Consider the following 11698-nt stretch of genomic DNA (forward strand, 5'->3'; position numbering starts at 1 on the left):
TATCACCAAACGCGACACGGTGCATCCGGCAGCGAATTCCCGCTCCGGATGCCGCCATTGCCGGAGGCAAATGTAGCGCGGCAAGGTCTCGAAACCTCGCCGCCCAAGCCACCGGTCTGTAACCGGCCCGTGACGACAAGAGACAACGACAAAGCGAGGAGATCGACATGTTGCATCAACAGAAAATCAGAACCACCGCCGGGCGCGGCCGTCTGTTCGACAGCGTTCTCGACACGGTCGGCGATACGCCGGTGATCCGCATCAATAATCTCGGACCGGACCATGCCACGATCTATGTGAAGGCCGAGTTCTTCAATCCCGCCGCCTCGGTGAATCTGGCGCTCAACATCATCGAGGAAGGCGAGCGCAGCGGCGCTCTAAAGCCTGGCCAGACCGTGGTCGAGGCGACCAGCGGCAACACCGGCATCGGCCTTGCCATGGTCTGCGCCCAGAAGGGCTATCCGCTGGTGGTGACGATGGCCGACAGCTTTTCTATCGAACGCCGCAAGCTGATGCGCATGCTGGGCGCCAAGGTGGTGCTGACGCCGCGCGCCCAGAAGGGTTTCGGCATGTACAAGAAGGCGGTGGAGCTCGCCGAAGCCAATGGCTGGTTCCTGGCCCGCCAGTTCGAAACCAAGGCCAACGCCGCCATTCACGAAGCGACGACGGCGCGCGAGATCATCAACGATTTCGCCGGCTCGCGGCTCGACTGCTTCGTCACCGGCTACGGCACGGGCGGCACCGTCGCCGGCGTCGGACGCGTGCTGCGCCGCGAGCGGCCGGAGACCCGGATCGTGCTCGCCGAACCGGCCAATGCGCAGCTTATCGGCAGCGGCAAGCCGCAGCAGCGCGGCACCGGCGGCGCGCCTGCCGCCAGCCATCCGGCGTTCGAGCCGCATCCGATCCAGGGCTGGACGCCCGACTTCATTCCGGACGTGCTGCAGGAGGCGATAGACGCAAGCCTCTATGACGAGGTGGTGCCGATTGCCGGGCCCGAGGGCATGAAATGGGCCAAGGCGCTGGCGCAGAAGGAAGGGATTTTCACCGGCATCTCCGGCGGAGCGACCTTCGCGGTGGCGCGGCAGATCGCGGAAAAGGCGGCACCCGGCTCGGTGATCCTGTGCATGCTGCCCGATACCGGCGAACGCTACATGACGACACCGCTGTTCGACGGCATCGAGGCGGAGATGGATGCCGAGGAGACTGCGCTGTCGCAGTCGACGCCCGGCTGCCAGTTTCCGGCGTGACGGCGGCACATCGGGAGCGGCCTGCATGGACACGAAACCTGGACTGGCCGTCACGGCCACCGAGGAAACGCTTGACCCCTCGAACTGGGCCGACGTGCAGGCCCTGTCGCATCGGATCGTCGACGATGCCGTCGCTTACCTGCGCGATGTCAGAGAGCGTCCGGTGTGGCAGGAGATGCCGGTTGATGTGAGGACCTTCTTCACATCGCCGCTGCCGCGTTCGCCGGCGCCGCTAGCCGAGGTGTATGGCCAAGTAACCAGGAGTTTGATGCCCTATCCGATGGGCAACGTCCATCCGCGCTTCTGGTCCTGGTATATGGGCTCGAGCAATTTCACCGGCGCGCTCGGCGATTTCCTGGCGGCGATCCAGGGCTCCAACCTCGGCGGCGGCAACCATGCCGCCGCGCTGATGGACAACCAGGTCGTCGACTGGTGCAAGCAGATGATGGGCTTTCCGCAATCGGCCAGCGGCACGCTGGTCAGCGGCGGCTCGATGGCCAACATCATCGGGCTGACCGTGGCGCGCAACGCCAAGGCCGGCATCGACATACGCGAGCACGGCGTTGCCGGCATCGACAAGCCGCTGCGTTTCTACGGCTCCGACCAGCTTCACTCCTGTCACCGCAAGGCGATGGAAGTGCTCGGCCTCGGCAACCGGGCGCTGCGTCGCATCCCGAGCGATGCCGGGCTGCGGATCGACATCGCTGCGTTGCGGGCGGCGATCGCCGAGGACCGCGACGCCGGCTTCAAGCCGGCCTGCGCAATCGGTACGGCCGGCACGGTGAACACCGGCGCAATCGACGATCTGCAAGCGCTGGCTGACCTGGCGGCAAAAGAGGATCTGTGGTTTCACGTCGATGGCTGCATCGGCGCCTTGCTTGCGATTGCGCCGGACAATTCGCATCGCGTTGCCGGCATAGAGCACGCCCACTCGATCGCGCTCGATCCGCATAAATGGCTGCACGCGCCATTCGAGGTCGGCTGCGCGCTGATCCGGGATGCCTCCGTGCATCGCGGCGCGTTCGCGGTGATGCCGGAATATCTGGAATCGACGCCGCGCGGCCTGGCCTCCGGCCAATGGCTGCACGATTACGGCCTGCAGACGACGCGCGGCTTTCGCGCTCTGAAGGTGTGGATGGCGTTGCGAGAGCACGGCATCGAAAAGTTCGGCCGGCTGATCGACCAGAACATCGCGCAAGGGCATTATCTCGGCGCGCTGATCGCGGCCGAACCGGCACTCGCACTGGCGGCGCCAGCGAACATCAACATCGTCTGCTTTCGCTACCGCGCGGACGGACTGGGCGGGGAGCGCCTGAAAGCGCTCAATACCGAGATCATGCTGAGGCTGCAGGAAGAAGGCATCGCCGCCATTTCCGACACGACGGTGCATGGCCAGCATAGCCTCAGGGTGGCGATCAACAACCACCGCACCCGGCGCGACGATCTGGACCTGCTGGTGCGGGAGACCGTGCGGCTTGGACTGGAGATTTCAAGGCGTGGCGTGGCTCTTCCTTCTCCTTGTGGGAGAAGGTGGATGAGGGGTGTTCCAGCTTGATACTGACGGCACTCCGTCCGCACCCCTCAACCGTCTTGGCGCTGCGCGCCAATCCACCTTCTCCCACAAGGGGAGAAGGAAGAAGGAGCGGCGCTGGCCCCGACAATTGGTCGTCTGCAAGGCTACGCCTCGAGCCAAACCTTCTCGAAATGCTGCTCGAGCGACTGGTGCTGCTCGCAGCCATGCACGCCCTTGCGGTAGGTGCGGTAGACCGAGCGCCAGTAGGGCTGGATGATGACGCCGGAATCGCGCAGATTCTGTTCGATCTTGGCCATGAGCTCCTTGCGGGCGCCGGGATCGGGCATCGCCAGCGCCTTGTCGAGCAGACTATCGAATTCCGGATCGGCGTAGGCGCTCTCGTTCCATGCGGCGCCAGACTTATAAGCGAGCGCCAGCACCTGGACGCCGAGCGGCCGGCCGAGCCACTCCGTGCAGGAGAAAGGATATTTGCTCCAGTCGTTCCAGAAGGTCGCGGCCGGCAGCACGGTGCGCTTGATCTTCAGCCCGGCCTCGCGCATCTGCGCGGCGATGGCGTCGCCGGTGCTCTTCTGCCAGTCGACGTCGACCGAGATGAGTTCGTATTCGTGGTCGGCCTTGCCGGCCTCGGCGAGCAGGGCCTTGGCTTGATCAATGTTGCGGACGGCCGGGCCGATATCGGCATATTCGGGATGCATCGGCCCGACATGATGGTTCTCGGCAGGCTTGCCGCGGTTGTCCATGCCGATCTTCAGCACAGCGGCGTTGTCGACGGCGAGCTGGGCGGCGCGGCGCACCTTGATGTCGTCATAGGGCGGATTGCCGATATTGAACCGCGCGACGATGGTCGAGCCGGTGGCGATTTCCGAATTGCTCAGGCCCATGGAGTCGGTCTGCGCAACCGTGTCGGAGGCGGTTTCGTGGTCGGTGTCGATCTCGCCCGATTCGAAGGCCGACAGCATCGCATTGGGGTCGGAGCCGTAGTCCACCCATTTGATGCCGTCGAGGTAGAACTCGCCCTTCCACCATGGCTTGTCTTTGCGGCGGACTTCGGCGCCGACCTCGGCGTCCCATGCCACGAGTTCGCAAGGCCCGGTGGTGATCGCCAATGCCTTCAGCGGATCGCCGTCGCCTTCATAGCTGCGGTGCATGATCAGCGCCGGGTAGTCGGCCATGCCGGCGATCAGCGAAATGTCGGGCTTCGGCAAATTGAGCCGCACGGTGACGTCGTCGACGCGCTCGATGCCGCCGTCGACGGGCTTCTTGGTATCGGCGTTGACCAGTGCGCCCATGCGCGCGGCGACCGAATTGCCGGCGACGGACGCATCGCACCAGCGCGTCAGATTGTGGATCACGTCGTCGGCGTTGAAGGTGTCGCCGTTCGACCAGGTGATGCCCTTGCGGACATGCAGCGTCAGCACGCGGGCGTCGTCGCTGGTTTCCCAGCTCTCGAGCAGCCATGGCTCGAAGGTGAAGTCGCGCTTCCAGCGCACCAAATATTCGTTGCACTGGCGGGCGACGTTGGACATCTCGACGCCGTCGAAGGTGCGCGGATCCTTCCAGCCCTTGACGTTCATGGCGACACGCAAGATGCCGCCGCGCTTCGGCTCCTCGGCCCTGGCCGGTGACGGCGCAAGCCCGCCGAGCGCCAGCGCGCCGGTAGCGCTGACGCCGAGCGCAGCCATGGTGGCGAGATATTCGCGCCGGTTCATCTGGCCTTTCTTGAAGCCATCGGCGACGGGCTCGGCCTGCGGATGCAATGATCTGCCGGTCAACATGAATTTCATCGTCGTTCCCCTGTTGTTGGGCGCCCCGGCCAATCGCCAAACGCGGGGGACGGATGCGATCGCCGGGACGCCATTGCCTCGGGGATGATAGGGCGGGCTTCCCCAGGGGAGTGTTCGGACTTCCGCAGTTCTTGTGCGCTGTTCCGCAAACGGAAGATCCCGCTCACCCGGATTGCCAACCGAATTACGAAGGGCAATTCGGGGCAATCCGACCTCTCCCCCGGGGGAGAGGAGGTCGCCAGCGTTGATGCCAGCCTCTTCTCCCCAGCGGGGAGAAGGTGGACGCGAAGCCGCCGGATGAGGGGGTCTTCGCAACCTCAGTAAGGCCAGTCGCCTTTGCCGAGCGCGGCTATAGCCGCGACGATGCGCTCGAAGGCCTCGCCGGCGCGCGGCACGGTCTTGCGAGCGCGCAGGAAACTGTGCACGAGGCGCGGCTCCTCGCGCCACCATGTCTTGCCGCCGGCGGCGAGGATGCGGTCGCGATAGGCCTCGCCGTCGGAGGACAGCGGATCGCACTCGGCCGTGATGATGAAGGTCGGCGGTAGGCCGGAGAAATTGCTGCCTCGGAGCGGCGAAAAGGTCGGGTCGTCCTGCGACTGTCCCTTCGCCGACCGGATCTGGCGATAGAACTCGATGTCGCGCAACGTCAGCAGCGGCGCTTCGGCGTGCTCGACACAGGAGCCGGCGCTCTCTTTGCCAACTGGTTCCGGGCCGCCGAGCTCGGGATAGATCAGCACCTGGCCGATCGCATGGCGAGGATGGCGGCGTGTCGCCTGTGCCACCGCAGCGGCCAGATTGCCGCCGGCGCTTTCGCCGCAGAGCACTATCGGCAGGCCGGCCGTCGCCGTCGCCCATTCGAATACGGCCAGCGCATCGTCGAAGGCGGCCGGATGCAGATGCTCGGGCGCCAGCCGGTAATCGGCGGACAGCACGGCAAAGCCGGTGCCGGCGCATATCTCGGCGCAGATGTCGTCATGGCTGTCGAGCCCGCCAAGGACGAAGCCGCCGCCGTGATAATAGACGACCATCGCCTGCGGCGCCGTGCCCGCCATATGGTAGCGCCGGACCGGGATCGCACGGTCGCCGACGCTGCTGTCGCTGGCCTTGACGCCGGCAGGATAGGGCTCACGAAACGCCCGGCACATGGCATCATAGACCGCTCGCTGCCTGTCGATCGGCATGTAGACGATTTCGGGCGGATACCACTCGTTGACCCGATCGATATAGGCCCACAGCTCCGGATCGAGCAGCGTTTGGTATTTTCCGCGCCCTCTCGTTCCGGGTCGCTCGGCTTCGGTGATCATCGCTGCGCGATCCCGCTCAGAGCTCGGCGTAGAGCCGGGCAGCATTTTCATAGCTGAAGCGCAGCGGCACCGAGCCCTCGACCTGCCAGGCTTCGACCGTCTCGCCTGCCAGTAGCCGGCAGGCGCCGTCGGTGGTGGTGACGGCACCGCCATAGAGGCGGTTGGCAAGGTTGAGGATGGCCGTCTGGTGCATCGCCGTGCTGCCGCTGCCGCAGGCATCCTTGACCAGCAGCACTCGAAACCCGAGCGCCACCGCATCCTTGACGGTGGCATCGATGCAGGCCTCGGTCCAGACGCCGGCAACGACCAGCCACTCGATGCCGTCGGCCTTCAGCCGCTCGGCGGCAGGCCCCGCGCGGAAGGCGCTGGCATCGGTCTTGACCAGCATCATCTCGCCTGTCGCCGGGCCCACTTCCGCGCAGATCGCAGTCAGCGGATCGTCCTTGTCGGAAAACGCCGACTTGCCGCTGGCCTCGACCGGGTGGAACGGCCGCGCCGTGGCGAGATCGACGATATAGGCCCAGTGGTAAAGGGGCACATTGTTGGCCCGCGCCGCCTCCTGCAGCCGCTGGACGTTGGCGAGGATGTCGCCATAGCCTTCGACCAGATAGCGCTTGTCCCGCCGATGCTCCTCCTGGAGATCGATGAACACCGCCGCCACCTTGCCGCGCTTGATCGAGATCGGGCTTTTCATGCAAAACTGCCTGTCAACACTCAAACCTGCCTGTCAAGGAACTCGTCCTCATAAGGGAAGCGCGACAGAAGCTCGGTGCCGGTCTCGGTGATCAGGATCTCGTCCTCCAGCTTGACGCCCTCGCGGCCGCCCTTCTCGCCGATATAGCTTTCGACGCTGACCACCATGCCGGGCACGATGACACCGTCGCGGCCATAGGTCTCGTAGTCCATGGCATGCGCGATGAACGGCGTCTCGCCATGCATGCCGACGCCGTGCATGACCGAGGTGTAGCGCTGGTCGACGAAGCGGTCGGGAATTTTCCAGGCCTTTTCGGCAATCTCGCGAAATGCCATGCCCGGCTTGACGACCCCGATATTGTGCTGAACCTGGTCGTGCGCCATCTTGTAGAGCGACTTCTGGTAATCCGTCGGCCTGCCCGGGCCGCAGCGGAAGGTACGCGAGAAATCCGAATAATAGCCGTAGCAGCCGATCGTATCGGTATCGAGCGCCAAGAGTTCGCCCGGCCTGATCTTGCGGCCGCTCGCTTCGTTGAACCAAGGATTGGTGCGCTGGCCCGAGGTCAGCAAACGGGTTTCGATGAACTCGCCGCCTTGGCGGATCACCTCGCCATACATGATGGCGAACAGGTCGTTTTCGGAAACGCCGGGCTTGATCGCCTCGCGCACGGCATAGACGGCGGCCTCGGCGCCAGCCATCGACACCTGCAGGCATTTTACTTCCTCGGGCGTCTTGACCGCGCGCACCGCCAAAATCTCGCCCTGGCAATCCCGCACCTCGCAGCCGCGCTTTTCCAAGGCCAGTGCCTGCAGATGGCTGCAGCGGTCGAGCCCGAGCTTCATCGAGCCGCCGCCATGCGCCTTGAGCAATTCGGCGACCTCATCGGCGAACGGGCCGGCGGTCTCGTCGTCGCGGCCTGACACCGATGACCAGACCAGCTTGGACGGACGCGCCTCGTCGATCGTGTCGAGCACCATCGAGACATGGTAGCTCTGCGGATATTCGAACAACACGATCGGCCCTTCGGTGGGGATGAAGAAGTAGCGCGTCGAGTTGCGCAGGAAATAGCCGAACATGTTGCGCGAGCCGGTGGCGTAGCGCTGGTTGTAGGGGTCGAACAAAACGACGCCGCCATAGCCGGCCTCGCGCATCCAGGCGCGCAGCCTGGCCAGCCGGCCCTTGCGCAGCGCGCCGGCGTCGATGAAGGACGGCTCGGTGTCCGACAGCCACATGCCGCCGGCCGGATCCGCCGCCGCCGGATGGCGCATGCGATCCCTAAAGTCGACATCCTCAGTGCTGTCAGGGTCAAAAACGACGATGCTCATGGGTGCCTCCTGGAAGCGGCGAGGATGGGCCATGCGCCGCGTAGAGGCTGTGCGAGATACCGCAGATGTTGTGCGAAATACCGCTTGAAGTCGTTCCGTAGCGTTCTACGGCGCCCCCCTCTGTCCCTGCCGGACATCTCCCCCTCAAGGGGGGAGATCGGCTCGTCATCGCCGCTTTCGTGAATTTCCACCGTCGCAGGAGGAGCGGAGCATCGAAGCTGCCAATCTCCCCCCTCGTGGGGGAGATGTCCGGCAGGGCAGAGGGGGGCGCTGTCCCGCCAACATCCGAAATACCTAATGCCTCCGCATCACCTTCGGCGCATGGCCATGCTCCTCCCGAAACGCCCGCGCAAAGCTCGACATTGAGGCAAAGCCGCAGGCCAGCGCCACGTCGCGCACCATCAGCGTCGAATGCGCCAGGAGGTCGGCGGCGCGTTTCAGCCTGAGGCGGCGGTAATAGCCGTTGGGCGAGATGCTGAGCTCGGAGCGAAAATTGCGTTCGAGCTTGTCGGAGGAGACGCCAAGCCTATTCGCCAACTCCGCCATGCCGAGCCGCTCCTCCACCGCATCCTCCATGATGGCGATGGCCGACAGCACAGTTCGTTCTGCACGCCGGTCCGCAGCCTGAGCGGCATCAGCTTGCGGTCGACGCTGGAGCGCAGCGGGCTGTGCACGAACCATTCGGCGACGCCGGCGGCCAGTTCGGCGCCATAATCGCTGGTGATGATCTCCAGCATCATGTCGAGGCTGCCGACGCCGCCGGCCGAGGTGAATCGCTTACGGTCGATGACGTAGAGATCGCGCCTCAGTTCGATGTCCGGAAACGCTTCGGTGAACGCCGCCTGGCTGGTCCAGTGCAAGGTGCAGGCATGGCCGTCGAGCAAGCCGGCCCGCGCCAGGAAGAAGGCGGCATCCGCCACCGCGCCGATATGGGCGCCGCCGCGCAGGCTCCTGCGGATCCAGCTCACCGCATCGTGCGCGACGAGATGATCGGCATCGCCGCCCGAGCAGACGACGATGCGATCGACCTTCGGCGCATCGCCGGCAAAAAAGCCCGGCTGGATGACGACGCCGTTCGAAGCCTCGACCGGACCTTCGGCGGCGCCGACAATGATCCAGCGGTAGCAGTCTCGCTTGGCAAGCACGTTGGCGGCCCGCAACGGCTCGATGACCGAACTGAACGCCATCATCGGAAAGCCGGGGAAGACAAGCACGGCAAAGGTGAGGGGGCCGTCGGTGGGTCTGGATGGGTCGCGTGTGGGGGTGGTCATTGGTAAGGATGCCCGATCGGTCGGCAGGGAGCCACAATTCCTGCGCGATGTGTAGTTCCTGCCGCGCCATCGCATCCAAGCGCGGCGTCAGCGCGAAGCGATGTCCCGGAGATTTCGCGCTCTCACGATCCAGGAATTCGACTTCATTATCACGCCTTCCGGCCTCCCAAGCCCTCCGCAGAACTACCCGGAGGGGACGCGGAAGGCAATATCATCTTGCATAGCGGCGCCCAGAATGCGCGCGACAGAAACTTGCGCAAATTAATAGGTTGCGCAATTGTACGTAGGCTTGGGCGAGATTTCTTAGGGAGTGGGGGCATGACACTTACCACGCAGCAGCAGATACTTATCGAGCAACGAGTGACTAATGAGGCAAAATCAACGGGCGCTGCATACCTGATTTGGTTTTTGCTTGGGGGCCTCGGCGTTCACCATTTTTACCTTGGTCGCACCGGGAGCGGTATCGCTCAGCTGATGCTTTTCATTTTTGGATGGATAACCTTGCCCATCTTCGTCGGCGCTTTCCTTCTCATCACCTTGGCTATTTGGGTTCTTATCGACGCCTTTTTGATCCCGGGCATGGTCCAGTCACACAAAGAAGAGGTCCGACGAGGCTTGACCAGCAGCGCTTTGATCATGAGTAGCTCATGATGCGTTAACATGCGGGGACCAGCCAGAGAAAGATTGGCAGCTCGGCATCGCGCCCGATCGTGCGCAAGCCGCTGCGCGGGCAAGCCTAGCGAGAGGCACCATCATCGCTACGTTCGGTGGTGCCGGCTTTCGCCCTTGGCAAAAAGGAACTATCAATCTATCGGCTTTATGATCGGCGGTTAAGGTCGAGACTGGTACACATGGCACAGCGCGTCAAAGCCAACATCCGGCCGGCTCTAATAACGTGGGCGAGAGAAAGCGCGGGATTTACGCCAGCGGAAGCTGCTTCGCGCCTCAAGCACGAAGAGGACGCTTATCTCGCATGGGAAGCTGGCGAGGAGATGCCCACGCTCCCGCAGTTGCGCAAAATAGCAGAATTGTTCAAGCGACCTCTTGCCGTATTCTACCTGCCGGAGCCTCCGAAACTTTTCAGGTAATGAGAGATTTGCGGCGCCTGCCAGGGGTGGGATTCCGTCGTTATCCGCCAGGGCTGCAGCTAGAAATCAGGATGGCCACTGAACGACGGGAGCTTGCGAGAGAACTAGCCGACGATCTCGGACAAGAATTAATTCGATTTGATATGCAGGCCGCGTTGAATGATCGGCCTGACAACGTTGGTGAAACAATAAGATCCGCATTGGGTATCACTACAGCCCTGCAAAATGCGTGGCGCGACAGCGACGGACGAGCATCCTTCAACGCGTGGCGTAGTCGCATAGAAGCGAAGGGTGTCCTGATTTTTCAAACCACGAGGTTCGATACTGAAGAGGCTTCAGGATTCGCCATAGCTGACGATATACTCCCAATCATTGCAGTTAACAGAAAGGATCCACCTACGCGCCGAACGTTCAGTTTGGTTCACGAACTCGCGCATCTGCTCCTGAAGGTGAGCGGCGTGTCGGATCTAGACACTGACGCGGCGCGGCCGGCTGAAGACCAGCGATTAGAAATCTTCTGTAATCATGTAGCGGCAGCCTCATTAATGCCGCGCGATGCTGTGCTGAACGATCCTCGGATATCTGGCCGGCCGCTTCGCAGCACGGATTGGTCGGACAATGAGATTAGCGACATCGCCAGATCATTCGGGGTAAGCCGCGAGGCAATCCTCCGCAGGCTGCTGACGTTCGACCGCACGACGCCTGAATTTTACACGATGAAACGGGGGCAATATCAGGCTGAAAGGCAGGCATGGCTGAAAAAACAAAAACAGGAAGCCAGCGAGGGCCCTGGCATCCCCAGGAATATGCCTCAAGAGACGCTTAGCAACTTCGGCAAACCCTTGGTCCAGATGATCATCGGGAATTACCACCAGGAGAATCTGACGCTCAGTGAAGTCTCGGGGTATCTCGGCATCAAAGCCAAACACCTGCCGAAGCTTGAGCTGCTTTCCGGGTTTCGCTGATGGATCTGTGGCCGAGCTACAGCATCGACAGCAGTTCCCTAATGCATGGTTGGTGCCGGGTCTACCGACCTAAAAACTTTGGCTTCGTCTGGGACAGGCTGGAAGCGCTGGCAGTAGAAGGTCGATTGAAAGCTTCTATCGAGGTGCTTCACGAAATCGCAAAAAAAGACGACGATCTATTCAAATGGTGCAAGGAACGGCAAGAGGTTCTTTTCGTCGAGGTAGATGACGATTGCCAAGCGCATTTGGCACGGATAATGGCCGCATATCCTCGATTAGAGCGGCGGACTTTCATGTGAGTCCATACCCTGCGGCTGCGAAGTAATTTCTGCATTCTATTGGAGAGAAGAGATTGCAGATATCGCCAATGGCCTGCCACAGGGCGTCGATGGTTCTGATGGCCTTTGCGCGCAGGTGCGCCTTGAGCTTGGCGAATGCCATTTCGATGGGATTGAGATCTGGGCTGTAGGGCGGCAGGAAGAGCAG

At 62.8% G+C, this 11698-nt stretch carries 11 protein-coding genes and 1 pseudogene; 6 read left to right on the forward strand and 6 right to left on the reverse strand.

Translation table 11 applies throughout. From position 1 onward, the window contains the following. The first annotated feature begins 167 nt into the window (after positions 1-167). Together NKJ55_RS23285 and NKJ55_RS23290 are read left to right on the forward strand one after the other, a co-directional pair. Complete coding sequence (locus NKJ55_RS23285; RefSeq protein WP_352451903.1) at positions 168-1247, forward strand: PLP-dependent cysteine synthase family protein; 1080 nt, start codon at positions 168-170, stop codon at positions 1245-1247. A gap of 25 nt (positions 1248-1272) precedes the next feature. Beyond that, the gene (locus NKJ55_RS23290; RefSeq protein ID WP_352451904.1) at positions 1273-2802 is read left to right on the forward strand and encodes a pyridoxal phosphate-dependent decarboxylase family protein; all 1530 of its coding nucleotides are present in this window, start codon (positions 1273-1275) and stop codon (positions 2800-2802) included. Between the two features lie 122 nt (positions 2803-2924). Here NKJ55_RS23290 and NKJ55_RS23295 read toward each other — a convergent pair whose 3' ends face one another. The 5 genes and pseudogenes from NKJ55_RS23295 to NKJ55_RS23315 form a co-directional block, all read right to left on the reverse strand. Then, the gene (locus tag NKJ55_RS23295) at positions 2925-4565 is read right to left on the reverse strand and encodes an ABC transporter substrate-binding protein (RefSeq protein WP_352451905.1); all 1641 of its coding nucleotides are present in this window, start codon (positions 4563-4565) and stop codon (positions 2925-2927) included. 317 nt (positions 4566-4882) lie between these two features. Beyond that, positions 4883-5869 carry an alpha/beta hydrolase gene (locus NKJ55_RS23300; RefSeq protein WP_352451906.1) on the reverse strand — a complete coding sequence of 329 codons (987 nt, stop codon included), beginning with the start codon at positions 5867-5869 and terminating at the stop codon, positions 4883-4885. 16 nt (positions 5870-5885) lie between these two features. Further along, the gene (locus NKJ55_RS23305) at positions 5886-6563 is read right to left on the reverse strand and encodes an isochorismatase family protein (RefSeq protein WP_023678943.1); all 678 of its coding nucleotides are present in this window, start codon (positions 6561-6563) and stop codon (positions 5886-5888) included. A 20-nt stretch (positions 6564-6583) separates the two neighbouring features. Then, positions 6584-7888, reverse strand: coding sequence for a M24 family metallopeptidase (locus NKJ55_RS23310; RefSeq protein ID WP_352451907.1), 1305 nt, complete (start codon positions 7886-7888; stop codon positions 6584-6586). 294 nt (positions 7889-8182) lie between these two features. Next, positions 8183-9159 (reverse strand): annotated as a pseudogene (locus NKJ55_RS23315) (GlxA family transcriptional regulator). A gap of 318 nt (positions 9160-9477) precedes the next feature. Between NKJ55_RS23315 and NKJ55_RS23320 the strand changes: the two are divergent. From NKJ55_RS23320 to NKJ55_RS23335, 4 genes are all read left to right on the forward strand, one after another. After that, positions 9478-9810: a TM2 domain-containing protein gene (locus NKJ55_RS23320; RefSeq protein WP_352451908.1), complete on the forward strand. Its 333-nt coding sequence runs from the start codon at positions 9478-9480 to the stop codon at positions 9808-9810. Between the two features lie 200 nt (positions 9811-10010). Continuing rightward, on the forward strand, positions 10011-10247 hold the full coding sequence (locus tag NKJ55_RS23325) for a helix-turn-helix transcriptional regulator (protein WP_352451909.1): 237 nt from the start codon (positions 10011-10013) through the stop codon (positions 10245-10247). A 71-nt stretch (positions 10248-10318) separates the two neighbouring features. Further along, positions 10319-11212: an ImmA/IrrE family metallo-endopeptidase gene (locus NKJ55_RS23330; protein ID WP_352451910.1), complete on the forward strand. Its 894-nt coding sequence runs from the start codon at positions 10319-10321 to the stop codon at positions 11210-11212. Further along, positions 11212-11511, forward strand: a complete 300-nt coding sequence (locus NKJ55_RS23335; RefSeq protein WP_352451911.1) for a DUF4411 family protein — start codon at positions 11212-11214, stop codon at positions 11509-11511. Before NKJ55_RS23330 ends, NKJ55_RS23335 begins: the two co-directional genes overlap by 1 nt. Here the strand turns inward: NKJ55_RS23335 and NKJ55_RS23340 are convergent. Beyond that, a partial coding sequence (locus tag NKJ55_RS23340; protein ID WP_352451912.1) for a transposase occupies positions 11504-11698 on the reverse strand: 195 nt, incomplete at its 5' end. The two genes, NKJ55_RS23335 and NKJ55_RS23340, sit on opposite strands and share 8 nt — an antisense overlap.

The organism is Mesorhizobium sp. M0106 (genome assembly GCF_040322715.1).
Taxonomy (GTDB): Bacteria; Pseudomonadota; Alphaproteobacteria; order Rhizobiales; family Rhizobiaceae; genus Mesorhizobium.

Coding starts and splice junctions, on each gene's coding strand:
- NKJ55_RS23285 (WP_352451903.1), top strand. CDS start 168: ATGTTGCATCAACAGAAAATCAGAACCACCGCCGGGCGCGGCCGTCTG.
- NKJ55_RS23290 (WP_352451904.1), top strand. CDS start 1,273: ATGGACACGAAACCTGGACTGGCCGTCACGGCCACCGAGGAAACGCTT.
- NKJ55_RS23295 (WP_352451905.1), bottom strand. CDS start 4,565: ATGAAATTCATGTTGACCGGCAGATCATTGCATCCGCAGGCCGAGCCC.
- NKJ55_RS23300 (WP_352451906.1), bottom strand. CDS start 5,869: ATGATCACCGAAGCCGAGCGACCCGGAACGAGAGGGCGCGGAAAATAC.
- NKJ55_RS23305 (WP_023678943.1), bottom strand. CDS start 6,563: ATGAAAAGCCCGATCTCGATCAAGCGCGGCAAGGTGGCGGCGGTGTTC.
- NKJ55_RS23310 (WP_352451907.1), bottom strand. CDS start 7,888: ATGAGCATCGTCGTTTTTGACCCTGACAGCACTGAGGATGTCGACTTT.
- NKJ55_RS23320 (WP_352451908.1), top strand. CDS start 9,478: ATGACACTTACCACGCAGCAGCAGATACTTATCGAGCAACGAGTGACT.
- NKJ55_RS23325 (WP_352451909.1), top strand. CDS start 10,011: ATGGCACAGCGCGTCAAAGCCAACATCCGGCCGGCTCTAATAACGTGG.
- NKJ55_RS23330 (WP_352451910.1), top strand. CDS start 10,319: ATGGCCACTGAACGACGGGAGCTTGCGAGAGAACTAGCCGACGATCTC.
- NKJ55_RS23335 (WP_352451911.1), top strand. CDS start 11,212: ATGGATCTGTGGCCGAGCTACAGCATCGACAGCAGTTCCCTAATGCAT.